At 70.7% G+C, this 23,576-nt stretch carries 19 protein-coding genes and 5 tRNA genes; 13 read left to right on the top strand and 11 right to left on the bottom strand.

Translation table 11 applies throughout. The annotated features are described in order from the left end of the window. Positions 1 to 20 precede the first annotated feature (20 nt). The 8 genes from secE to WME73_RS02205 all read right to left on the bottom strand — a co-directional run bounded on the left by secE (position 21) and on the right by WME73_RS02205 (position 2,736). Entirely contained in the window at positions 21 to 650 is a 630-nt protein-coding gene (gene secE / locus WME73_RS02240; RefSeq protein ID WP_437743921.1) for a preprotein translocase subunit SecE, read from the bottom strand. A gap of 87 nt (positions 651 to 737) precedes the next feature. Continuing rightward, positions 738 to 810 (bottom strand) — tRNA-Trp (locus WME73_RS02235). A gap of 29 nt (positions 811 to 839) precedes the next feature. Continuing rightward, on the bottom strand, positions 840 to 1,010 hold the full coding sequence (rpmG, locus tag WME73_RS02230) for a 50S ribosomal protein L33 (RefSeq protein WP_437743920.1): 171 nt from the start codon (positions 1,008 to 1,010) through the stop codon (positions 840 to 842). Between the two features lie 9 nt (positions 1,011 to 1,019). Then, the gene (gene tuf / locus WME73_RS02225) at positions 1,020 to 2,210 is read right to left on the bottom strand and encodes an elongation factor Tu (protein ID WP_012233037.1); all 1,191 of its coding nucleotides are present in this window, start codon (positions 2,208 to 2,210) and stop codon (positions 1,020 to 1,022) included. Positions 2,211 to 2,262: 52 nt separating this feature from the next. Beyond that, positions 2,263 to 2,338: transfer RNA gene (locus tag WME73_RS02220), tRNA-Thr, on the bottom strand. A 16-nt stretch (positions 2,339 to 2,354) separates the two neighbouring features. Next, positions 2,355 to 2,427 (bottom strand) — tRNA-Gly (locus WME73_RS02215). A gap of 73 nt (positions 2,428 to 2,500) precedes the next feature. After that, positions 2,501 to 2,582, bottom strand: a tRNA-Tyr gene (locus WME73_RS02210). 81 nt (positions 2,583 to 2,663) lie between these two features. Continuing rightward, positions 2,664 to 2,736: transfer RNA gene (locus WME73_RS02205), tRNA-Thr, on the bottom strand. Between the two features lie 745 nt (positions 2,737 to 3,481). Here WME73_RS02205 and WME73_RS02200 point away from each other — a divergent pair. Together WME73_RS02200 and WME73_RS02195 are read left to right on the top strand one after the other, a co-directional pair. Then, positions 3,482 to 5,275 (top strand): serine/threonine-protein kinase, encoded by a 1,794-nt coding sequence (locus WME73_RS02200; RefSeq protein ID WP_437743919.1) that lies wholly within the window; start codon positions 3,482 to 3,484, stop codon positions 5,273 to 5,275. 187 nt (positions 5,276 to 5,462) lie between these two features. Beyond that, positions 5,463 to 5,756 (top strand): hypothetical protein, encoded by a 294-nt coding sequence (locus WME73_RS02195; protein WP_437715331.1) that lies wholly within the window; start codon positions 5,463 to 5,465, stop codon positions 5,754 to 5,756. 220 nt (positions 5,757 to 5,976) lie between these two features. Here WME73_RS02195 and WME73_RS02190 read toward each other — a convergent pair whose 3' ends face one another. Together WME73_RS02190 and WME73_RS02185 are read right to left on the bottom strand one after the other, a co-directional pair. After that, positions 5,977 to 7,467: an MXAN_5187 C-terminal domain-containing protein gene (locus WME73_RS02190; RefSeq protein WP_437914598.1), complete on the bottom strand. Its 1,491-nt coding sequence runs from the start codon at positions 7,465 to 7,467 to the stop codon at positions 5,977 to 5,979. Between the two features lie 5 nt (positions 7,468 to 7,472). Next, positions 7,473 to 8,225, bottom strand: a complete 753-nt coding sequence (locus tag WME73_RS02185) for a hypothetical protein (RefSeq protein ID WP_437743916.1) — start codon at positions 8,223 to 8,225, stop codon at positions 7,473 to 7,475. A 215-nt stretch (positions 8,226 to 8,440) separates the two neighbouring features. Here WME73_RS02185 and WME73_RS02180 point away from each other — a divergent pair, with 215 nt between their 5' ends. The 8 genes from WME73_RS02180 to WME73_RS02145 all read left to right on the top strand — a co-directional run bounded on the left by WME73_RS02180 (position 8,441) and on the right by WME73_RS02145 (position 17,473). Continuing rightward, positions 8,441 to 9,910, top strand: a complete 1,470-nt coding sequence (locus WME73_RS02180) for a prolipoprotein diacylglyceryl transferase (RefSeq protein ID WP_437914597.1) — start codon at positions 8,441 to 8,443, stop codon at positions 9,908 to 9,910. A gap of 3 nt (positions 9,911 to 9,913) precedes the next feature. Beyond that, complete coding sequence (gene hisIE, locus WME73_RS02175) at positions 9,914 to 10,603, top strand: bifunctional phosphoribosyl-AMP cyclohydrolase/phosphoribosyl-ATP diphosphatase HisIE (RefSeq protein ID WP_437743914.1); 690 nt, start codon at positions 9,914 to 9,916, stop codon at positions 10,601 to 10,603. A 267-nt stretch (positions 10,604 to 10,870) separates the two neighbouring features. Beyond that, positions 10,871 to 11,773 carry a hypothetical protein gene (locus WME73_RS02170; protein WP_437914596.1) on the top strand — a complete coding sequence of 301 codons (903 nt, stop codon included), beginning with the start codon at positions 10,871 to 10,873 and terminating at the stop codon, positions 11,771 to 11,773. Positions 11,774 to 11,824: 51 nt separating this feature from the next. Then, a complete protein-coding gene (locus WME73_RS02165) occupies positions 11,825 to 13,441 on the top strand; it encodes a BamA/TamA family outer membrane protein (protein ID WP_437743912.1) in 1,617 nt (538 codons plus the stop codon). Then, complete coding sequence (locus tag WME73_RS02160; protein WP_437914595.1) at positions 13,438 to 14,361, top strand: hypothetical protein; 924 nt, start codon at positions 13,438 to 13,440, stop codon at positions 14,359 to 14,361. The genes WME73_RS02165 and WME73_RS02160 overlap by 4 nt, the downstream gene beginning before the upstream one ends. 105 nt (positions 14,362 to 14,466) lie before the next feature. Beyond that, positions 14,467 to 15,075 carry a precorrin-2 dehydrogenase/sirohydrochlorin ferrochelatase family protein gene (locus WME73_RS02155; protein WP_437743910.1) on the top strand — a complete coding sequence of 203 codons (609 nt, stop codon included), beginning with the start codon at positions 14,467 to 14,469 and terminating at the stop codon, positions 15,073 to 15,075. A 162-nt stretch (positions 15,076 to 15,237) separates the two neighbouring features. Then, positions 15,238 to 16,512, top strand: coding sequence for a PEGA domain-containing protein (locus tag WME73_RS02150; RefSeq protein ID WP_437743909.1), 1,275 nt, complete (start codon positions 15,238 to 15,240; stop codon positions 16,510 to 16,512). A gap of 10 nt (positions 16,513 to 16,522) precedes the next feature. Next, entirely contained in the window at positions 16,523 to 17,473 is a 951-nt protein-coding gene (locus tag WME73_RS02145; RefSeq protein ID WP_437743908.1) for a hypothetical protein, read from the top strand. Positions 17,474 to 17,518: 45 nt separating this feature from the next. Here WME73_RS02145 and hflX read toward each other — a convergent pair whose 3' ends face one another. Then, the gene (gene hflX / locus WME73_RS02140; protein WP_437743907.1) at positions 17,519 to 19,387 is read right to left on the bottom strand and encodes a GTPase HflX; all 1,869 of its coding nucleotides are present in this window, start codon (positions 19,385 to 19,387) and stop codon (positions 17,519 to 17,521) included. Positions 19,388 to 19,607: 220 nt separating this feature from the next. Between hflX and WME73_RS02135 the strand changes: the two genes are divergently transcribed. From WME73_RS02135 to WME73_RS02125, 3 genes are all read left to right on the top strand, one after another. Beyond that, on the top strand, positions 19,608 to 20,651 hold the full coding sequence (locus WME73_RS02135) for a homoserine kinase (RefSeq protein ID WP_437914594.1): 1,044 nt from the start codon (positions 19,608 to 19,610) through the stop codon (positions 20,649 to 20,651). A 168-nt stretch (positions 20,652 to 20,819) separates the two neighbouring features. Continuing rightward, on the top strand, positions 20,820 to 21,713 hold the full coding sequence (locus WME73_RS02130) for a M48 family metallopeptidase (RefSeq protein ID WP_437743905.1): 894 nt from the start codon (positions 20,820 to 20,822) through the stop codon (positions 21,711 to 21,713). Between the two features lie 44 nt (positions 21,714 to 21,757). Next, on the top strand, positions 21,758 to 23,575 hold the full coding sequence (locus WME73_RS02125; protein ID WP_437861544.1) for a dynamin family protein: 1,818 nt from the start codon (positions 21,758 to 21,760) through the stop codon (positions 23,573 to 23,575). Position 23,576 lies beyond the last annotated feature (1 nt).

The raw sequence follows: 23,576 nt of genomic DNA, 5'->3' as shown, positions 1-23,576 counted from the left end.
TCCCTCAGGGTCTCCCTGCTTCAGCTTCCATCGCCGTAAACGATGTTGGTCACGAATGCCCAGAAGCGGTCGAGCAGCGCCAGGTAGAGGGTCGCCACGGTGGTCGTCGCGATGACGACGAACGTCGCATTCGTCACCTCTTTCTTGGTCGGCCACTTCACCTTCGCCAGTTCGGCGGCGACCTCGTCGCTCCAGGCGCGAAGCTCGGCGTTGCGGAATGCGCGCAACACGACGACCAGCGCGACGACGCCGCCGATGACCATGCCGTACGTCGTCTTGTCGTCGTCACCCACCGCGGAGAGCGCCGGCAGCGCCCGGCTGAACCAGTCCTTGTTGGCGAGGGTCGCCCAGACGCCATGGACGACCTTGCCGAGCAGGTAGGCGAGCAGCATCCCCGCGGCGAAGAACCCGGCGAGCACATAGCGCTCCGAGCCAAGCTGAGCGGCCGCGACCTCCTCGCCCTCGGCCTCATCGGCGTCGTTCGATTCATCGGCACGCGGCGCCTCGGCGTCCTTCGCGTCAGCAGCCCCCGTCCCCTCGCTCTGCGTCACGAGGGACGAGTCCTCGGCAGGCGAGCTCGGTCCGGATTCTTCCGGCTCCTCGTCCTCCGCGACCTTCGTCGGCGGCTTGTCTTTTTGACCCTTCGCCATAACAACACCAAACGCGCCGACCCGCGGCAGACAATGGCCTGCTCGGTGAGGATCCAGGGGCGGCCCTGAGGCGCCCACATCCCCCGGCAGGGGCAGAGAGGCTCGAACTCCCGACCTGCGGATTTGGAATCCGCTGCTCTACCAACTGAGCTATACCCCTAGAATCGCTGCGCCTTCCTGAGCACTCGTTCACTTCGTCTCGTCGTGAACCGTGTGCTTCTTGCACTGCTTGCAGAACTTCTTGAGCGACACCAGCTGGTCCGGCGCCTTCGTGGTCTTGTAGTTCCGCGACTTGCACTCGCGGCAGGCCAGTGAGACGGCGATGCGCGCCGCACGCCACCCACCGGCCTGCTCGCCCACATCGGCCTCCTACGCGAGGATCTTGGTGACGACGCCGGCGCCCACCGTCTTGCCGCCCTCGCGGATGGCGAAGCGCATCTGCTCCTCCAGCGCGACCGGGGCGATGAGCTCGATCGTCATCGTGATGTTGTCGCCCGGCATCACCATCTTCACCCCCTCGGGGAGGTTCACCGTGCCGGTCACGTCCGTCGTCCGGATGTAGAACTGCGGCCGGTAGTTGGTGAAGAACGGCGTGTGGCGCCCGCCCTCCTCTTTCTTGAGGACGTACACCTCACCGGTGAACTTCGTGTGCGGCGTGATCGACCCGGGCTTCGCCAGCACCTGGCCGCGCTCGATCTCTTCCTTCTCCACGCCGCGGAGCAGACACCCGACGTTGTCGCCCGCCTGCCCCTGATCGAGCAGCTTGCGGAACATCTCGACGCCGGTCACGACCGACTTCTTCGTGTCCTTGAAGCCGATGATCTGCACCTCGTCGCCGACCTTGATCACGCCGCGCTCGATGCGGCCCGTGGCCACCGTGCCGCGGCCCTTGATCGAGAACACGTCCTCGATCGCCATCAGGAACGGCTTGTCGATGTCGCGCACCGGCTCGGGGATGTAGCTGTCCAGCGCGCTGAGGAGCTGCTGGATCGTCTCCTCCCACTTCGGGTCACCCTGCAGCGCGGGCAGCGACGCGCCACGGACCACCGGCGCGTTGTCTCCGTCGAACTTGTACTTCGACAGGAGCTCGCGGACCTCCATCTCGACCAGGTCGAGCATCTCCGGGTCGTCCACCGCGTCGCACTTGTTGAGGAACACGACGATGTGGTTCAGGCCGACCTGCCGGGCGAGCAGCACGTGCTCGCGCGTCTGCGGCATCACGCTGTCGAGCGACGACACGACGAGGATCGCCCCGTCCATCTGCGCCGCGCCGGTGATCATGTTCTTGATGTAGTCGGCGTGCCCGGGGCAGTCGACGTGCGCGTAGTGGCGGTTCGCCGACTCGTACTCGACGTGCGCCGCCGCGATGGTCACCGTCTTGGTCTCGTCACGGACCGTCCCGCCCTTCGCGATGTCGGCGTACGAGATCGCCTTCGCCAGGTTGCGCTTCGACTGCACCTTGACGAGCGCCGCCGTGAGCGTGGTCTTGCCGTGGTCGATGTGGCCGATGGTGCCCACGTTCACGTGCGGCTTCGTACGAGTGAATTTCTCCTTGGCCATCGAGATGTCTCCTGCCGAAATGAAGTTCGCGACTGCGTTTCGCTGTCCTCGTTGGAGCCCACCATCGGGATTGAACCGACGACCTCGTCCTTACCAAGGACGTGCTCTGCCAACTGAGCTAGGTGGGCAAACGACCGACCACGGAGCGGGCGACCGGGTTCGAACCGGCGACGTTCAGCTTGGAAGGCTGACGCTCTACCAACTGAGCTACGCCCGCGGGCTTCCGTCGGGAGTGACCCGGCGGATCTGGTTCCTGGTCGGACCGCCTTCGGAGCGAAACGTCGCTCCGGTGGAGGGTGATGGATTCGAACCATCGTAGGCATTGCCGGCAGATTTACAGTCTGCTCCCTTTGGCCGCTCGGGCAACCCTCCAGATTTTCTCTACTTATTAGATTTTGCCGACTTTGTCTCTGCCCTGACCTCCCGAACCACCGACCGGTCGCCTTGCATCGGAGCTGACGAGGGGACTTGAACCCCTAACCCCCTGCTTACAAGGCAGGTGCTCTACCGATTGAGCTACGCCAGCGGCATCCACCCGCTGCCCGTCCCCGGGCTCCGGGAAACGTGCGTGCTGACCTAGCGAAATGTCCCAAGACCGATCACTTCTGTGCGAGCAATCAACTCCCGGCCCTGCTGGACCGCCTGCCTGCACGGTTCGGAATGTCCCGACCGGGCTGGACCGCAGCGAGGTGAAGCTGTTGGTGCCGCTCACGTCGCTCCGAAGGTAGACGAGTCCCGCGAAGGGAGGAGGCTCTTAGCCCCCTGCAAGAGACGTGTCAAGCGGTGTGCATCGTTTTCGTCCGTTTCGCTGGAATCGGCTGGGAGAGCGCGGTCTGGCCGCGCGGTCGAGCGGGGCGCTCCAGAGCACCGGCGTCCTCAGACGGCGCCGATCTCGCTCGAGCGCTCCCGGTTTTCAAGTGCGGACGTCGAGGAGCACGCTCCCGCGGCGCGCGGCGCGCGGAGCGCAGCGGCGAGGCGCTCACGCAGCTGCGCTCCGCGCGCCGCGTGCCCGCGCCGAACGCCGCGCGCAGCGACGGCGCGCCTCGGACGAGCAGCCGCGTGAGCGCGAACACAAGCGAACGTGAACGAGGGGGCGAAGACGAGGGCGACGAGGGCGCGCGTCGGCGGCGCCTCGGGCGAGCGAGAGGTCCCTTGCGCTCCGCTCACGGCTGCTGCGATCCTGCCCGGCGCACGCTCGCCCGGGCGCGCCGCGGAGCGGCCCGACGCGACGATCGCGTTCCGTCATGCTTCGGGGGTAGAGGTTCGATCGCATGGAATGTCCCGCTTGCCATCAGCCAAACATCGATGGGGCGCGCTTCTGCGCCACGTGCGGCGCGCTCCTCCCTGTCGCGCCGGTGGAAGCAGACCCGCTCATCGGCGCCATCGTCGGCGGCCGGTTCCGCATCATCGGCGTGCTCGGCGAGGGCGGGATGGGCCGCGTCTACAACGGCGAGCAGCCGATGGGCACGTCGGTGCGGAAGGTCGCCATCAAGACGCTCCTCTCGCAGCACGCGAAGGATCCGCAGGTGGTCGCGCGCTTCATGCGGGAGTGCGGCACGGTCAGCGAGCTCGAGCACCCGAACACCATCAAGGTCTACGACTTCGGGCAGACGAACACCGGAGAGCTCTACATCGCGATGGAGCTCCTCAACGGGCAGTCGCTGGAGACGGCGCTCGAGCGGGGCGGCGCGCTCTCTCCCGAGCGCGTCGATCGCATCATCGCGCAGACGTGCGGGTCGCTCCAGGAGGCCCACGAGAAGGGGATCGTCCACCGCGACCTGAAGCCCGCCAACATCTTCTTGACCAGGCGCGCCGGCGAGGAGGACTACGTCAAGGTCCTCGACTTCGGCATCGCGAAGCGCGACGAGCGCAGCGCCAAGGCCGAGCAGAAGCTGACCCAGCAGGGGACGGTGCTCGGCACCCCGCCGTACATGAGCCCCGAGCAGTTCACGGGGACCGAGCTCGACGCGCGGAGCGACGTCTACTCGCTCGGCGTGCTGACCTACGAGATGCTCACCGGGCGCTTGCCGTTCGACGCCGACACGCCGTGGGCATGGGCGACGCAGCACATGACGGCGCAGCCGTTCCCGTTCGAGGCCGTGCCGATGGGCGCCGCGGCCCCGCCGAAGATGAAGGCGGCCGTCATGAGAGCCCTCAGCAAGAGGCGCGAGGACCGGCAGCAGTCGGCGCGGGAGTTCTACGAGGATCTCACGATCGGCGCGGGCGCCCGCCTCTCGGTGCTCGCGGCGGCGCCGCGCACCCTCGTCGGGAGCGACGCGCCGACCAGCGGGACGGCGCTGATGCCGTCGCGCTCGGGTCAGACGCAGCTCGGGGAGCCGCTGTTCGTCGCGGGGCCGCCCACGGGATCGGGACAGGTGAGGACCGTCGTCAACCATCAGGCCCATCAGGCCGCGACGGTCATGGATCAGGCTGCCGTGCCGGCGCACCCGGCCGTGCCCACGGGCAGCGGCCAGGTGTTCCCCGCGCCGCCGCCGGCGCCGCAGAAGAGCAAGGCAGCTCCGATCCTCGCCGCGGTCGCGGCCGTCGCGGTGCTCGGCGTCGTGGGCGTCGTCATGATGACGAAGGGGAGCGGCGGGAGCACGACGGAGGAGAGCACGTCGACCGCGATCCCGCTGCCCACCGGCGCGCCGTCGGTCACCGTGGCGTCGGATCCCGTGGGCACGCCCACGAGCACGCCCACGACCACCCCGGAGCCTCCCCCGCCCGAGCCCACCGGCCCGGACAAGGCGGCTCCGGACACCCCGAAGAACACGTCGACTCCGACCGCGACCACCGCGCCCAAGGTCCCGCCGCCCGGCAACGAGAAGGCGGAGCAGGAGTGCAGGGCCGCGATCAACCTGGCGAACGGCGGCAACACGGATCTCGCCGTGAAGCGCTTCGCGTCCTGCGATGGCCCCAAGAAGGCCGAGGCGAGGGCCGCCATCAGCGCGAGCGCCAAGCGGGCGGTCGCGTCCAAGGGGTGCGCGGCGAAGTCCCACGCCTTGGCCGCCGCGCGGATCGGGGCGGGCGAGGCGATGTCCCAGCTGCCAGCGCAATGTCGATGAAGGAAGTGGGCCGGATCGGACACAACGCTCAGCGGGTCCGGGCTGTTCCAGGCTTGCCTTGACGCCCGATTTTGACCGGTGCTAGATCCTGCCCCGACAGTTCTGAAAGTTCAGTGCACGCCGCGCCCTGGCTTTGTTTGGTCGGCGCTTGACTTTGGAACATGGGGGAGAAGGTCGCTCACGGGAAATGGGCAGTAAGATTCGTTTGGTCGCGCCTCGAATGAGCTGGCGCGACATATGTCGATCGAAAGAGTTCGCTGGGCGATGGATCGCCCTTGACAATGTCAAATACGTTCAAGGCTGTTCCCAGCCGGCCGAAGCCGACGTTGTGGACGCCGACGATGACCTGGCCGACTTATGCGCGAGGATGCGCGAGGCCGACCGCACGGCGTGTGCGATCCTCTTCGTCGAGGACGACGCCGGAGTACCTGCGCGGGTCCAGCGACTGCCGCAGCTTTGGCGCCGCGTCGCGCATCACTGATCCGCCGGAACATCCTCATCCGCCCAGTCCGACCGTCTGACGACGCGAGCGCCCTCGGGAGCGTCTCAGCTCGCCGAGCCTGGCTCGGCGAGCTCACGCTCCTGGCGTTCGCCGCCGAACGTCGGTCGCGCGTCGGTCCTCGCCTTGGGACGTCGCGTCCGCCCTGCCGCCAGCCGATCTTCGGCTCCTTGCCGATCTTCGGCTCCTTGCCGATCTTCGGCTACTTGAGGATCGGCTTCAGCAGGGTCTTGCCGTCCTTGACGACGACATCGTAGTCGACGGACTTGGCCGGGTTCGTCGCACGCAGCTTCGCTGCCTGCGCGCGGAGGCTCTCGGCCAGGCGCTCGTAGGTGACGCCGGCCGTCGACTCACGCGCGGCGCGCTTCGTCTCGACGTACTTCGCGTAGATCTGACGCAGCCGCTGCTCCGGGAGCTCGTCGTCGCGCGCAGCAGAGCGCTGCGGGGGCGCGGGTCGCGCGCGCACCGCGGCGTCGAGGCCGGCGCGCGCGGCCTCCGGGGGGCGCGACGGCGTCCGCGGCGCCGTATGCCGGGCGCCGCTCGCCGCGCCGGTCTCCGCGGCAGGCGGCGCGGTGGAGCGACGGCGCCGGGCCGACGGCGGGCGCTCCGAGTGGACGCGCTCCTGCCGCCTCGCTCCGGTGCCCTTCGCTTCGCCCGCCGCGGCGGCCGCAGCGACCGCTGAGGCTTCGGCCGGAGCGCCAGGAGAAGGCTTGACGGGGCTCGGGGGCGGCGGTCGCTTCGGAGCAGGCGGAGGCTCGGGCGCGACGTCCGTCAACGCGTCTGGAGGCCCGGCCGCGGCCTTCGCCGCGTCGCCGGTCTTGGTGCGCTGAGCGCGCATCTCCGCCGCGAGCTCGGCGAGCCGCTGACGGCTGTTCGCGCCCGCTGCAGGCTGAGCCTTGTCGACGGCAGGGCGCGCCGGCGACTTCGCGCCTGCTGGCGACGCCTCGGCCGGCTTCGCCTCTGCCGGCTTGCTCTCCGCCGGCTTCTGCTGGGGCCTGGTCAGGCCGAGCCCCCGGGGCAGCCCTCCCAGCGGCGCGGGCTTCACGGCCGCGGCGGCCTGCGGCATGGCAGGCGGCGCGAGCGCAGGACGCACCGGCGAGCTGGCCGGCGCCGCGCTCGACGCCTCCGGTGCGGTCAGCGGCGCGACCGCGGCGCGAGGCGCGGCCTCCTCGGCGGCCAGCGCGGCCAGCGATCGCTTTCCCAAAAGCGACGCGGCGGGCAAGGGCGGGGGCGCCAGCGTGACCGCCTCATCGTCGACGTCGATCTCCTCGTGACCGCCGCTGTCATCGGCGCGGTGGACCGGCTCGCGCGCCGTCTCCTGCTGCTCGGCGAGCTCCGCGTAGCGCTCTGCCCGCTTGCGGCCGACGATCGTGAGCGCTTCCTTCGCTCCGACCCGCTTCGCTGCGCGGATGACGTCGCGGCGGTACGTGCCGTTCTCGATCTCGCGCGAGATGCGGCCCCAGTACTGCTGGAACGTGTTGTAGCGCTGGATCAGCATCTGGAACTTGAACCGGAGCCCGGTGTTCCTGATCTGCTCCCGCCGCATCACCCAGATGCGACGCTCGACGTCCTTGCGCGGGATGAGCGGCTCCAGCCGTTCGATCCCCATGAAATACTGCTCGTAGAGCGCGCGCAGCCGCTCGATGCGCGTCTCCAGCTCCTCGAGCTCCCGTTCGACCTCACCCGATTCCATCGCGGCTAGAGGGGCGTGATGCGCAGGTTGTCGAAGCAGACCGGCGCATCCCATGCGTTGAAGCCCATGTGCTCGTGCCCTGGACCGGAGAGCGGAGCAGGGTCGCTGAGCTCCAGGTACTCGACGTCGTTCACCGACCAGGAGAGGGTCCTGCCGTCACGACGCTCTATCCGGAAGCGATACGGTTGCCCCGGCGCAACCGGCCGCGCGCGGTCGTCGTCGCTGTCCGGGTCCACGTCGATCTCCAGCCGTTCGGCGCTGTGCTCGTCGAGGCGCGCGAGCACGTGCTTCGTGTTCTTCCATCCCCCGAGGATCACGAGGTAGCTCGTCGCGTTCGTGTAGCTCGCCGCCGTCGCCCCGCTCCGACCGTCTCCCCAGAGCTCGGCCTTGAGATCGCCATCTGGGGCCTCGGCGATGGCGTCGAACTCGATCCGGGCGTTCTCCGGCAGCGGCCGCTTCAACCACACGCCGCGGTTCCTCGCGGCGCGCACGCAGAGCTGCCCCTCGTCGATGGCCCACTTGGAGCTCAAGGCGTTCCAGTCGGGGCCGAGCGCCGGCCGGTTGAAGTCGTCCTCGAACACGCCCGCCCCCTGCGCTCCCGGAGCGGCGCCCGCGGTCGGCGAGGAGACCGACGACGCGACCGTCCCGGCTGGCCGCGCGCTCGCGTCCCCCGTGGCCGGCCCTTCGGGAACACACGCCGCGCTCACGAGCAGCCCAGGCACTGCGAAGACCCCGACGGTGGCACGGCCAGAGAGCACGGAATCGATGCTAGCAGCGGCGCGCGCGGACTTCGAGAGCCGCTTCGCGGGCGCCGTCGACAGGGTGGGGAGAACTTCGCGCTGCGCTGACGGCCCGGGCACATCGAGATCGCCCGGCGCGGTTGGACCAGCGTCAGCGAACGCTTTGGCTCGCTGCGTCATGCGCGAGAGACGATGCTTGATGGTCCCCAAGCCCAGGCGTAAGGAGAGGCGCCATGCATCCCATCCTGTTCCGCGTCCCGCTGCCCGCCTGGACCGTGCCCCTTCTCTGGGTCTTCCTGATCGCTGCGGGCATCGCTTTCGCGGGCGCGATCGGGCTGCTCATCGCGAAGAACAAGCCAGGCGCGACGGCCGCGGGCATCGCAGGCGTCGCGCTCGCGGCGATCGCCTCCCAGGTCAAGGACCAGACCTACACCCTGGGTCCGCTGCCCATCTACAGCTACGGTGTCATGCTCGGGCTCTCGCTCGTGGTCGGCTGGTACCTGACGCTCGGGCTCGCGGAGCGCGACGGCCTGCCGAAGGAGACGATGGCCAACTGCTACGTCGTCACCGCCGGCGCCGCGGTCGTCGGGTCGCGCGTGCTCTACATCCTCACGAACCTCGACGAGTTCGACTCGTTCGGCGCGATGTTCGACATCCGCCGCGGCGGGCTGGTGGCGTACGGCGGCTTCCTGGGCGGCTTCCTGGGCTCGTACCTGTTCCTGCGCTCCCATCGCATCCCGCTGCTCCCCTGGGCCGACGTCGCCGTCCCGAGCCTCGCCTCGGGCCTGATGATCACGCGCATCGGGTGTTACCTCTTCGGCTGCGACTTCGGCCGGCCGCTCGGCGAGACGGCGCCCGCCTGGCTGAAGAAGCTCGGCACGTTCCCGCGCTGGGCCGAGGGCACGCTGGACCACGGCAGCGGGTCCCCGGCGTGGGTGCAGCACGTCAAGGAGCGCGGGCTGGATCCGAGCTCCGAGGCGTCGCTCGCCGTGCACCCGACGCAGATCTACGAGGCGCTCGTCGGCGCCGGGCTGCTCGCGCTCCTGCTCCTCGCGCGCCGCCGGCAGAAGTTCCGTGGCGAGATCTTCCTCATCTTCACGTTCTCCTACGGCGTCTGCCGCTACCTGCTCGAGCTCCTCCGCGACGACGCGGAGCGCGGCTCGATCCCGCCGTCGCTCCCGGAGCACGTGTTGCTCCCGGCCGGCCTCGTGATCTTCGCCGTGGGGTACACGATCGGGTTCTCCCACCTCCTCCGCGACAACATGGTGCGCAAGGTGACGCAGGTGCTCTCCTTCGTCCCCGCGGTCGCGCTGTACCTGGCCCTCAGGCCCGAGACGTTCGCCGCCTCCGCGACCCTCCAGTACTCGACCTCCCAGGCCGTCGCGCTGGCGACCGGGCTCGCGGCGTCGATCGCGTTCGCGGTCTATCACAAGGCCGCCCTGGACCACCCGGAGCAGGCGATGGCGCTCAGCCTCCCGGAGAGCCCCGCCGCGGCCGCCGACAAGCAAGCAGATGGCGACGACGACGACGAGGACCAGGACGACGAGGACGAGGACGACACGCCGAGAAAGAAGCGGAGCGCGCCGCCGAAGGCCGGCGACGCGCCGTCGCGGGCCAGGCGCGGCAGCGCAAAGGACGAAGGCCGGGCGACGGCCCGCGAAACCGGCGCCGCCGAGGCGCCCGACACCACCGGAGAGGCATAGACCGTGAAGATCGCATTCGGAGAGGGCAAGCTCGTACCGGCCGTCGTGCAGGATCGGCTGACCGGGCAGGTCCGGATGCTCGCGTACATGACGCGGGAGTCGCTCGCCAGGACGCTCGAGACGGGGCGCGCCACCTTTTTCAGCCGATCGCGCGGCGAGCTCTGGGAGAAGGGGGCGACGAGCGGCAACACGCTCGCGGTGACGAGCGTCCACGCCGACTGCGATGGGGATGCGCTCCTGATCCTCGCGGAGCCCCGCGGCCCGACGTGCCACACGGGGAGCGCGAGCTGCTTCTTCCGGCAGGTCGATGCCCGCGGCGACGGGGAGCCCGAGGCCGCCGACGAGGGGCAGGACGCGTCCGCGCTGCTCGAGTCCCTCGAGCGAGAGATCGAGGCGCGCAAGGCGTCCTCGGCGACGAAGAGCTACACCCGGAAGCTGCTCGACGGAGGCGCGCCGCTCCTCGGCGCAAAGCTCCGCGAGGAAGCCGGCGAGCTGGCCCAGGCGATCGCCGGGGAGAGCGACGAGCGCGTCGCGTCCGAAGCGGCGGACGTCATCTACCACCTGCTGGTCGGCCTCGCGTCGCGCGGCGTCCCGCTGCGCGCGGTGCTCTCGGCGCTCGCGTCACGCATGGGCACGAGCGGCCTCGCCGAGAAGGCATCGCGGGCACAGAAGGACAGCCCGGGGAAGCCGTGATGCGCCGCGCGTCGCTGCCTCGATGTGGCGGCGGCTCACGCTTCGTGATCCGCCGCGCTGCGCTGTCCGCGGCGCTGCGCTGTCAGCAACCGCAGAGCCCGTCGTAGACGGACGAAGCCCTGTCACCGCAACCGGGCTGCCGATCAGGATCACCCCGATGGCGGTGGCGCCCGCGAGAGCGAGGCGGCAGACGGCGAGGCTCCGCCGCCGCAGCTGCGCGCCGGCCCCCGCCCTCCGTGAGGGCGGCGGATGGGCTATTCTGGATGGGTGAGCCCGTTCCGTGAGCCGCCCGGCATCGAGCTCGGCCCGCTGGAGGTCGGCCTCGGGCGCGCGGCGCGGCGAGCCATGGTGGGCCTCATCCCGAGCGGAGGACGGCTCATCGCGCCGGACGGCTACGCGCGGACCCTCCACGGCGAAGACGGCTCCTGGCGCGGCCGCTCGCACACCGCAGGCGCGCTGGGCTCCCTGGGGCTCCTGCTGGCGTCGGCCTGCGCCTTCGTCGCGGCGACCGGCGGCTGGAAGCTGCACGGCCTCGAGGCGACGGCGGTGACGGTCGCGCTGGTGATCGCGGGCGGGGTCTCGCTGGCCGCGGTGCTGCGCGCCATCGATGCGCCGCGCGAACGGCTCACCGTGCACGGCGCGGTGGTCGGCAGGGCGGCGAGGCGCGCGCTCCGCAGGGCAGGGCGCCTCGCGCGCCACGCGGAGCGCGCGCCGGACAGGTTCGGCCCTCGCCGCGTCACCGCGCTGCGCAAGACGTTAGCCATGCTCGCGGATCCGCTCATCGCGGACTGGATCCCCGCGGACGTGCGCGGCCGCGCCGAGCTCCTCCTTGCCCGCGCCATCGCCGCGAGCGTCGGCGCGCGCTGGGCGCGCGAGGCCAGCGTCCGGACCGAGGTCCGGGCGCTGCTGCTCGCCGCGGCCGATCACCTGATCGAGCCGACGCCGGCCCGGCTGGATCTGCTCGTGCTGGCAGAGCACACCGAGCCCGCCCCGACGCCGCGCGATGCACGTTGGCCACAGCGCGTGACCGCTGCGGCGCAGATCCGCTGCAGGGCGCCGTCGCCCCCTGTCCCCTCCGACGCCGTCGCCGAGGACGCCGCGGCGGGGGTCGATCTCGACGCGACCGATTCCTCCGGCGAGGAGATCGATCGTGCTAGGGTGCGCTGCTGAAGGGCGCGTCGCCGACGCCTCGGGAGGCTTCGGCGGCGTTGCAGGAATCCCGTGAATCCACCTCGATTCCGGAGCTCTTCACGCTCCCGGGCCATCCCCCTGCCCCCTGCGCTCGGCCGCGCCCACCTCGCGCTCTGGTGCGCGTTGCTCCTGGGGACGTGCCCGAGGCGCGCGCTCGGGCAAGGCGCGGTGGCCGCCGGCGCAGAAGCCACGGCGCAGGAGCGAGCGCCGCACGCTTCCGCGCCCCCGCTCGCGGCGGCGCCGTCGCCCGGCGCGGCGCTCCAGGAGAGGCATCGCGTCCGGTACACCCTCGACGGCATCGAGATCCGAGGCAACGTGCGGACCGCCGCGCGCGTGATCCTCCGCTACGTCAGGTTCCGCGCGGGGGACCTGCTCGACGTCGAGGATCCGGAGATCGAGCTCACGCGCTACCGCCTCCTCGGGACCGGGTTCTTCGCCTCGGTCGGTTTCTCGCTCCGCAAGGGGGTCGAGCGCGGGAGCGCGACGCTCGTGATCGACGTCGTCGAGCGCAACACGTTCGTCGTGCAGGACCTCTGGCTCGGCATCGCGGCCGACGAGGACACCGCGGGCAACGCGAAGCCGCTCTCCGCGTTCACTGGCGTGCAGGTCGCCGAGACCAACCTCGCCGGCACAGGGATCACGCTCGGCGCCGGCGTCGGGCTCGCGGCCGACCAGCTCGCGCTGAGGACCCGCTTCGTCGACCCCGCGTTCGTGGGGACCCGCTGGTCGGCCACGGTGACGGTGCTCTACAACGACGCCCGTGACTTCTTCGGCAACCGGGACGTCGTCTTCGAGTCCCCGTTGCTCGAGCAGCGCGAGGTCACGGGCTACGCCGTCGTCGCCTACAAGCGGTTCGGCGCGACGCTCGGCACAGGTCACGACGTCTCCTCCTCCTCGCGGCTGTCGCTCGACTACCACCTGGAGCAGATCGACGCGACCGTGCCCACGGTCGCCTCGCACATGCGCGGCAACAGCCGCGAGCCCATCGAATTCGACATCCTGGGCGGCAAGACGGTGCTCTCGTCGCTGCACGCCGCGATCGATCACGACACGCGCGACGCGCCCTTCCTTGCGACGCAGGGCACGCTCGCGTCGGTCTCGGTCACGGTGGGCGTACCGCCGTTCGGCAGCGACTACGGCTACCAGAAGTTCGAGTTCGGCGCGCAGCGCTGGTTCCGCCTGCCGCTGCGGCACGTGCTCCGCGTCGAGGCGTTCGCCGGCGCGATAGCCGGGGACGCGCCTTTCTTCGAGAAATTCTACGTCGGCGATCTCACCGACCTCCTGCCGGATCGGCTGCTCGACCTCGCGCCCGATCGGAGGCAACCGCCGAACTTCCTCAGCACGGACATCATCGAGGTCCGGTACGGGGACTTCGCCGCGAAGCTGGAGGCGGAGTACCGGATCCCGGTCTACGCCGGCCGCGGCTCCATCTACGGCGTCGATCTCTTCGGCGCCGCGGGCCTGTACGGCCTCGCGACGCGCCGCGAGTTCACCGATGCGCCGACCGGATACGAGGGCTTCGCCCGCGTGCCCGTGGACGTCACCTACAACCTCGGTCTGCGGGTCGACACGGCGGTCGGCGGGGTGACGCTCGCGTTCTCGAACCTGCTCGGGCTGATCCCGGCGCGGCGCGGTGAGCGGAAATGATCTGCTCGACCTGCTCGATCTGCTCGACCTGCTCGATCTGCTCGATCTGCTCGATCTGCTTCAATGCACATCGCGGACCGAAGCGCGCGACGCGCGATGCGCGGCGCGCGGGCGGTGGCCGCCGTGCCTGGCACCTCCGAGAGGCGCGGCGAGCGCTCGTGGCGCTCGGCCGCGGAGCGGCGCGCTGGCTCGGGATCGCGCTGCTCGCGACGCTCGCCCTCCGAGCGAGCTGGTCGATGGCCCAGGAGGGGCCGGGGCCCAAGGAGATCGCTGACGCGGACGCGCAGCAGGCGCTCGGCGCGCCGGCCGCGCTGCCCACCCGGGTGGCGAGCTTGACGCTCGACAAGACGATCGTGCAGCTGACCGTGGGCTTCCGCGACGTCGTCGACGGCGAGATCTCGAAGAAGCTGCTGAGCGGGCTCCCCACCGTCATCACGATGCGCGGCTACCTCTTTCACGAGAGCGGAGGCAACCCTGTCGCGCTCGCCGCCAAGAGCTGCCGGATCGTCTACGACCTCTGGGATGAGGTGTTCCGGATCCAGCTGATCCAGGCCGGAGGTCAGTCGAGCACGGTCGCGATCAACGTCGAGGGCGTGCTCCGCAACTGCGCCGAAGCCCGGCGGCTGCCGCTCGTGGAGCGATCGGTCGTCCGCGACGGCAGCCGCTATTTCGTCGCCGTGCTGGTCGAGGTGAACCCCATGAGCGCCGAGATGCTCGATCGCATCAAGCGGTGGGTGACCCGGCCGCCCGGCTCGACGGCGATCGGGCCGGGCGACTCGCTGTTCGGCTCCTTCGTCGGCCTGTTCGTGACGCGCATCGGCAACGCCGACCGGAGGCTCGCCTTCCGCACGCAACCCTTTTTGCCGCCGGTGCCACCGCCCAGCCCGCCTCCTCCTCCCCAGAGGTCTCCCGGCCGCTGAGCCACGCGCGCGGCGGCCTCGCTCGACGTCACGCCCTCGCCCGCCGGGCGGCGCGTCGGTCTACACTCGTCGCGCGGACGCTCTGTTCGTGTCGGCTCCACCCCCATGCGCCTCTTTCCCATCGCGCTCGATCTCAACGGCCAGCGGGCGCTCGTCATCGGCGCGGACGGCGACGCGCCGTACACGGTGGAGCGCCTCCTCTCGGCGGGCGCTCGCGTCTCCGTCGTCGCGCCAGGGCAGGTCGACGGGTCCATCGAGCAAGCCAGCCGGGAGGGGCGGCTCGATCTGCACCGGCGAGCATTCCTGGACGGCGATCTCGCCGGGGCGGCGATCGTGTTCCTCGTGCCGGGCGACGAGGCGCTCTCGCGGCGCCTCCACGGAGAGCTCGCGGGCGCCGGGCGCCTCGTCTGCACGCTGGATCGCCCGGAGGTGTCGAACTTCGTCAACCCTTCGGTGGTCTCTGCCTCCGGACTGACGATGAGCTTCAGCAGCCATGGCGTCAGCCCTGGAACGATACGGCGCATCCGGGAGGACCTCGGCGCCCTCTTCTCGGATCCTCGGTTCGCCCGCTACATCGAGGCGCTGCGCAGGCTCCGCGAGAGCCTCCCTCGGGGCCCCGAGCGGGCCGCGCGCATGCGCCGGGCGACCCTGGGCTTCGGGCTGGAGGCGAGGCTTCGGTTCCCTGCATGGCTGGAGCGAGGCGACGAGCCTTGATGTCCGAGGAGGCCGCGCCAAAGCGGCGGGGGCGCGGCGGGGGCGCGGGCCTGGGCCAAGGCGCACGCGCCCCCGGATGAACGCGAAACCCCTTGTGTAGAGCGGCCTTCAAGGCTTAAGTGGGCGCCCACGCGACACTATCCGCGGAGGAGGGCTTACGGTATGCGTTCACGATCGGGCCGGCTGACGATGTTGACCTCGGCGGCGATGGTCTCTGGGCTCCTGACGCTGACGAGCGTCAGTCCGGCATCTGCGCAGACGGATGCCAAGCCGGCAGCGCCCCCGGCAGGTAAGCCGGCCGCCGCGGCGGCTCCTGTGAAGCCAGCCGCATCCGCGGCGCAGGCGCCCACCCCCGCTGCGACGCCGCCCGCGGCCGGCGCGACGCCGCCCGCGACCGGGACGCCCGCTGCGGCTCCCGCGAAGGCGGGCACGCCCGCGACGGCGGCTCCCGCGAAGGCCGGTGAGCCCGCGACGAAGGTGACCACCACCAAGCCGAAGAAGGCGCTGACCGAGAAGCAGAAGAAGGACGAGGCGAAGAAGCTCTACAAGGAGGCCGAGGCCAGGTTCGACAAGGGCGAGTACACCGTCGCGGCCGACCTGTACCGCCAGGCGGACGAGCACGTGCCCGGCGCCGCACCGAAGTACAAGCTCGCCCTCTCGCTCGACAAGCAGGGCCTCGTCACCGAGGCCGTCGCGGCCTGGCAGGCGTTCCTCGATTCGAAACCGGACGCCGAGAAGTTCAAGGAGAAGATCGCCGAGGGTCAGGCGCGCGTCGAGGCCCTGAAGAAGACGCCGGCGAAGGTGAAGGTCGCGACCGTCCCGGAGGCGCCGCCTGGCCTCAAGGTCGCGGTCGACGGCGTGGCCCAGACCGGCAAGGAGCTCTCGGTCCCGCCCGGCAAGCACACCCTCACCGTCTCCGCCGAGGGGTTCGCCGACGCGAGCCAGGAGCTCGAGGTCACCTTCGCCGAGGCGCGCGAGGTCAACGTCACGCTGACGCCGCAGGCGCCGGCGCCGGTCGCTGCGACGCCGGCCCAGCCCCCCACCCCGCCGCCGCCCGCCGACGTGCCGCCCGCGCAGCCGCCGCCGCCGTCAGCGCCGATCGAGCCGCGCTCTCCGGTGCCGGCCTACGTCACCCTCGGGCTCGCGGGCGCCGGTGTGGTGGTCGGGACGATCTTCGGCATCCAGGCGCTCGGCGCGAAGAGCGACTTCGATGACGCCCCGACGACCAAGACCGCGGACAAGGTCGATCGCTTCGCGCTCATCGCGGACATGTCCTTCGCGGTGGCGCTCACGTTCGGCGTCACCGGCGCGGTCCTGCTCCTCAGCGACGACCCGGCCCAGGCGAAGGCCGCAGCGTCGAGCGTGACGAAGAAGGCGTTCGTCACTCCGTTCGTCAGCCCGACAGGCGGCGGCGCCGCCGCGCGGTTTACCTTCTAAGGGGACTACTATGTGGAAGAAACAGCATCTTCTCGCGATGGCGCTCTGCGCTGGCGCGCTCTCGGCTCTCGGGATGGGCTGCGAGCTCATCGCCTCGGTCGATCGCTCGCGCATCCCGGGGGACGAGGACGTCCCCGACGACGGATGTTCTGACGGCACGAAGAACAACGAAGAGACCGACGTCGACTGCGGCGGTTCCATCTGTCCGAAGTGCGACACCGCCAAGGCGTGCACCGCAGCCACGGACTGCGCGAGCGGCTTCTGCGCCGACGACGTCTGCTGCGACGCCGCCTGCAATGCGGAGTGCGACGCCTGCACCGCCGCGCTCAAGGCGTCGGGCGACGACGGCAAGTGCGGCCCCTCGAAGGCCGAGACCGAGTGCGGCGAGCCGACGTGCTCCGAGGGCGTCGAGACGAGCCGCGGCACCTGCGACGGGGAGAGCGTGGAGTGCGGGCCCGGCGAGGAGAAAGCGTGCGAGGAGTTCGCCTGCGATCCGGAGGCCGACGCCTGCTTCACCGAGTGCACGGAGGACACGCATTGCGCGAAGTGCCACGAGTGCGCAGACGGCGCCTGCGAGCTGGCCGCGGCCGGCGCGGAGGGCCTGGGCTGCGACGAGGGCCAGGCGTGCGACGCCGCAGGCGAGTGCAAACCCGCGAACGGCGTGGAGTGCACGGAAGCGAGCGAGTGCGCCACCGGGCTCTGCGTTGACGGCGTCTGCTGCAACGCCGCCTGCGACACGGCGTGCATGGCCTGCAACGTCGCGGGGTCGGAGGGTACGTGCTCGAACATCCCGCTCGGCAGCGAGGACGGGGCGGACTGCAGCGGCATCAACGCCTGCGATGGCAAGGGCGCTTGCAAGCTGGTGGGTGGCGAGGAGTGCACCACCAACGAGCAGTGCGCGAGCGGCAAGTGCCTCCCCAGCCCCCTCTTCACGTGTGAGGAGATCCCGGAGACGCCTTGAGCTCTCTCCGGCTCCCGCCGGGCTCCCCAGGGAGCCCGGCGGAGCTCACGCCTCGAACGTCCCTCTCACACGCGCGCTGATCTCTCCTGCCCCGGAGCTCGAAGGCGGGCCCAGCACCGTCATCGACTCGGCTTCTCCCTCGAACAGCCCGCCGTCCCCGAGCTCGTCCTCCGCGGCTTCCGCCTCGTAGGCAGGCACCATCGCGGCCTCTTCCCAGCGGCTCTTGAGCCGCTCCGCGAGCTTCGCGAGCAGCTCCCGCGTCGTCTCCCGGTCCGTGGCGGACAGGACCACCGCATCCGGGTGCCCGAGGAGCAGCCGCCGCCCCTCCGCCGGGGCGATCAGGTCCGCCTTGTTGAACACCACGATGCGGGGGATGCCGATGAGATCGAGCTCGGTCAGCAGCGCCTCGGTCGTCTCGATGTGCTGGTCGCGTGCGGGATCGCTCGCGTCCACGACGTGGAGCAGGAGGTCGGCGTCGGCGGCCTCCTCGAACGTCGCCCGGAAGGCGGCGAACAGGTCCTTCGGCAGCTCCCGGATGAAGCCGACGGTGTCGGTGATCACCACCTCGCGCTCCTCGGGGAAACGGAGCCGCCTCGAGCGGGTGTCAAGGGTCGCGAACAGCTTGTTCTCGGCGAGCACGTCGGCGCCGGTCAGCGTGTTCAGCAGCGTGCTCTTGCCGGCGTTCGTGTAACCGACGATCGAGACCACCGGCACGCCGAGCCGGGTGCGGCGGCGGCGGCGCTGCTCGCGCTGGCGGGAGAGCCGCTTCAGCTGCGCCTCCAGGAAGCTGACGCGCTCCTTCGCGCGGCGGCGCCCGATCTCGAGCTTCGTCTCGCCCGGACCGCGCCCGCCGATGCCGCCCGTCAGGCGAGACAGGGAGTCGTCCTTCTGCCCGAGGCGAGGGAGCGTGTACTTCAGCTGGGCCAGCTCGACCTGGAGCTTGCCGTCCGACGACTCGGCCCGCTGGGCGAAGATGTCGAGGATGAGCTGCGTCCGGTCGAGCACCTTGAGATCCGTGTGCTTCGCGATCGCCGAGGCCTGGGAGGGGGTCAGATCCCGGTCGAAGACCAGCGTCTCCGCGTCGAGCTCCGAGGCGCGCAGCACGACCTCGTCCAGCTTGCCCTTGCCGAGCACGAGCCGCGGGTCGAGCCGATCGCGCAGCTGGAGGACCGTGTCCGCGACGTCGACGCCCGCGGTGCCGGCGAGCTCGGTCAGCTCGCGCAGGCTCTCCTCGGCCCGGGCGAGCGCCCCCACCTTGGATTTCTCGGCGACGTGGACGAGGATCGCGCGGCCGTCCTTCGCCGCGACCGACCGCGTGCGCGACCGCTTCGTGAACTCGTCCTCGAGCGCCTGGATGAGCGCGCCGAAATCGACGTCGGCGCGGCCGATCGCGACGGGGCCCACGGTCCGATACGGCAGCGCCGCCTCCCCGCGGCTGTCGCCGCGTCCCTCGGCCTCGTCCACGGTCACCGTGACCGCTTCCTTCCCGTGGACCGGCACGTTGTACGCGTACTGGAGGGTCCGCGGCTCGCCCTGCGGGGTGAGCTGCACGGCCGCGACCAGGTCGAGCCGGAGACGGACGAGATCCACGAGATCGTCCCGGGTGAGCGGCTCGTTGAAGAGGTGTGTGTGGACGAGCCGCAGCGCCCTGAAGCGGCCCTGCGCGGCGCGGAGGCGCCCGATGTCCGGCAGCATCAGCCGGGTCGCGTCGCCGACGATGACGTAGTCGATCTCGCCCGAGCGGTGCACCAGCGCGCCGACCTGGCGCCCCGTCTCATGCGACGCCTCGGCGAGCGCCTTGATGAGCTCGGGCGTGGCGATGCTGGCGAGCGGGACCTTGCGGCGGTAGATGCGCTCGAGGGTCTTGGTGGCCTGGGGGCTGAGTCCGGTGGTGTTTCCGTAGAGGGTGGGCATTCGATAATCGAAGGGGGATGTCGCTCCCGCTCACTCGATTTCATAACGCACGCGGGGCCGGTCCGCGACCAGGGGCACCGCGGATCTTCGTGTGGAGCGCGCATTTTCTCACCGCTCGTCCCCCTTCCGTTGCCTCCCCGTCCCTCCTCGCCTCCCGCTCGGCGCGCTCCTCCAGGTTCCTGTAGAGACCGCGGGCGAGGCGAGGCTACCCTGCGCCGCGATGGCCATCCTGACCCCCCTCTCGCTCGCGGATGCCCGCCGCATCGGCGCGCTCTACGGCCTGGAGATCGCCGACGTGCGCGGCCTGCTCGCCGGGAGCGTCAACTCCAACTTCGCGTTGGCGCTCGCCGACGGCCGCGGACAGGTGTTCCTGCGGGTCTACGAGGAGCAGCAGCTCGGCGCGGCGTCACGCGAAGCCCGCATGCTCGAGCACCTCGCGGCCGGGGGCGTCGCCACCCCGCAGCCGCTCCGGCGCCGCGACGCGGCGCCCTCCGACACGGACGCCGCGTCGGAGGGCGCCGCGTTCGTCGCGGAGCACGCTGGAAAGCCGGTCGCGCTGTTCCCGTGGGTCGGGGGAGCGTCGCTCTGCCAGGCGCGCGTCACGCCGGACGCGACCCGCCGCGTCGGCGCGGCCCTGGCGCGGGTGCACCTCGTCGGCGCCTCGTTCGAGGGGGCGAACGCCAGCCGGTTCGACCTCGACAGCCTCGACCAGCGGCTCCGGGGGCTCCGTTCCCCTGCGGGCGCGAAGTCGACGGCCCCCGCTCCCGCCCCGGCCCTCCCGCCCGACGTGGCCGCCGCCGTCGACGAGCTCACCGGCCGGCTCGAACGGATCCGCGCCGCGGCGCCGCGGACACCCGGCCCCCAGACGCTGATCCATGGCGACCTCTTCCGCGACAACGTGCTCTGGGAGGCCGGCGAGATCTCGGCGCTGCTCGATTTCGAGAGCGCCTCGCGCGGGAGCGCCGCGTTCGACCTCGCCGTCACGATGCTCGCGTGGTGCTTCGGCGACGATCTCGACCCGGATCTCGCGGCCGCGCTCGCCGCCGGCTACACGGCGGTGCGGCCGCTCTCAACCGAGGAGCGCGACCGTTTGTTCCACGAGAGCGTGATCGCGGCGCTGAGGTTCTCCATCACGCGCATCACCGATTTCGAGCTCCGCCCGAAGGGCAGCGGTGTCTACAAGGACTTCCGGCGCTTCCTTGCGCGGCAGCGGACGCTCGAGCGCCTCGGCCCGGAGGGGCTCCTCGCTCTGCTCGGCGTCTGATCCGCGTCGACTCGCGCCGACGTCTTCCGCTGTCTGATCACCGTCTGCTTGGCGCCTTCGCCGACTGATTCAGATGTGAGCGGAGGTCGTCTGTGATTTTGCGTTAACTTCGCTGCGCCTGGCGATGGCGGCGTTGCGCGGTCCCGGCTAGGCCGTTACCTTCGCCGAATGGCACAGGTCGGAACGCTCGATTTCAAGGGCTTCATCGAGAGACGGAAGGGCCAGCGCGCGGGCGGCGGGGACGGCGCGGGCAACGCGTATGCCTACGTGTCCGACAAGAACACGCGGCTCGCCTTCGAGAAGATGCGTCCGGTCGAGCTCGCCGTGACCGCCGCGGTCAGGCTGTTCAAGACGGTCGGCAAGAACGAGCTGCTCGGCCACGCCGTCAAGGTCGGCCCCGCGCAGTTCCCGCGTGTCCACAAGCTCGCGGTCCACTGCGCCGAGACGCTCGGGATCGCGACCCCGACGATCTACATCGTCAACAGCCCCACCCTCAACGCGGCCACCTACGGGACGAACGACGACTCGTTCATCATGGTGCACTCGGCGCTGGTCGATCATTTCACCGACGACGAGCTGCTCAGCGTCATCGGCCATGAGTGCGGCCACATCCACAACAGCCACGTGGTCTACCTGACCGCCATGCACTACCTGACGCGGATGGCGTCGGTCTTCGTGAAGTGGATCGTCGGCCCGGCGATGCTCGCGCTCTCCGGCTGGTCGCGCCGGGCCGAGGTCACCTGCGACCGCGCCGGCCTGCTCTGCGCGAAGAGCCTCGACGTCTCGACGCGCGCGCTCACCAAGCTCGCGCTCGGCTCGACCAAGCTGTACGAGGAGCTCAACCTCGAGGCGTTCATCGCCCAGCACGAGGAGGGCAAGGGCGGCGTCGGCAGGTTCGCCGAGTTCACGGCCAGCCACCCGTGGCTGCCGAAGCGCGTCCTCGCGCTCCGGGCCTTCGCCGAGAGCGAGCTCTACAAGCGCCACGCCGGGCTCGGCGCGGGCGGCCTCTCCATGGAGGAGGTCGACGAGAAGGTGCACGAAGTCATCAAGATCTGGGGCTGAGGGGCTCCCGCTCCTGGCAAGGCGCAAGGCCGAGGTAGACGCACATGCTCGAATCCTTCCACAGCCGCAAAGACGACGTGACCGGGGCGCTCAGGGATCTCGTGACGTTCGCCGAGGCCCTCGGCGCCAAGAGCGTCGCGACGCGCATCACGAACGATCTCGTGAAGAAGCTCGACGCCGATCGCTTCCACCTCGTCGTGGTCGGCGAGTTCAACCACGGCAAGACGACGTTCGTGAACGCGCTGCTCGGCGCCTCGATCCTCCCCGTCGGCGTGACGCCCACGACGGCGGTGATCCACCACCTCGAGTACGCGGCCGATCCGCGCGCCGAGGTGGTCTACGCGTCGGGCGAGCGCACCGGCCTGCCGTTCGAGGACGTGCGGGCCTTCACCGTCGGCGGCGAGCGCTCGTCGAGCGCCGGCGAGGTGAAGTTCCTCGAGGTCGGGTACCCGGCCGAGCTCCTGCGCGAGCGCGTGGTCCTCGTCGACACCCCCGGGGTGAACGACCTCTCGCTCCAGCGGGCGGACATCACCTACAGCTACATCCCGCGGTCGGACGCCGTGCTGTTCCTCATCGACGCCGGCCAGCCGCTCAAGGAGAGCGAGCGGGTCTTCCTCCAGGAGAAGCTGCTCGGGCAGTCGCGCGACAAGATCCTGTTCGTCGTGACGAAGCGCGACATCTGGAGCCAGGACGAGGAGGTCGAGGCGCTCGCGTACATCCGGAGCGAGCTCGGGAAGCTCGTGAAATCGCCCGTGGTCTTCCCGATCTCGAGCGAGCGGGCGCTGGAGGGTGATCGGCCCGGCAGCGGGATGCCGGAGCTGCTCGATCACCTGACCCGTTTCCTCGCCGAGGAGCGCGGGCGCATCCTGCTCGACAACGCGCTCGGCGAGGGCCTCGAGTCCGCGCGCCTGCTCGGCAAGGGCGTGGACGCGCGGCGGCGGGCGACCGCGATGTCGCGCGAGGAGCTCAGCCGCCGCATCGAGATGATCGAGAAGGATCTGGCCGGCCAGTCGCGCACCATCGAGGAGCGGCGCGCCGGCATCCGCGAGGAGGTGAGCGCCATCCGGGCGTGGGTGCATCGCGACCTCGATCGCTTCGTCGACGATGTGCTCCGGCAGCTCCCGGCGATCATCGACGAGGCCCACACCGACGAGATCAAGGTCTACCTCGGGGCGTTCCTGGAGCGCACGTTCGCCGAGTGGGCGCAGGCCGAGACGAAGGAGATCGCCACGGCGCTCGAGGCGCTCGCCGAGAAGACGATCGCGCTCGTGCGCGAGGACGCGCACGACGTGGCGAAGCGGGTCAGCGAGGCGCTCGGCGGCGACGTGAAGCCGCCGAACGTCGAGGTCGACACGTTCGGCTACGATGTCGGCGTCTTCGCGCTCTTCACCATCGGCCTCGGCGTGATGTTCACGAACGCCCTGCTCGGCGGGATCCTGGCGCTCGCGGCGCCTGTCCTGGCCGTGTACGTGAAGGAGAAGGTCGAGGCCGAGACCCGCAAGAAGGCGAAGGAGATGGCGCCGATCGCGCTGCGCGAGGCCGCCACCCGGATCGGGCCGAAGCTCGACGAGATGATCCAGGAGTTCGCGAGCCGGCTCGACGCGTGGGTGGTCACGGCCGGCCAGGAGCTGCACCGGGAGGTCATCGAGGTCCTCAAGGCGGCGCGCGAGGAGCGGGTCCAAGCCGAGCCGAGCAGCGAGAGCCAGCTCAAGGCGTGCGACGCCCAGGCCGAGGCGCTCCAGGCGCTGACGTCGCGCCTGGAGGGGCTGCGGAGCGCGCTCTGGACCGTCGAAAATGGCGAGAGCAGGCCGATCCCTCCGCCCGTGTCCAGCGTGCCCAACGCGCCGGGCGGCTCGGCCTGAG

The organism is Sorangium sp. So ce302 (assembly GCF_051530145.1).
Classification (GTDB): Bacteria; Myxococcota_A; Polyangia; order Polyangiales; family Polyangiaceae; genus Sorangium; species Sorangium cellulosum_B.
This window is presented reverse-complemented; position numbering and strand designations above follow the sequence as displayed.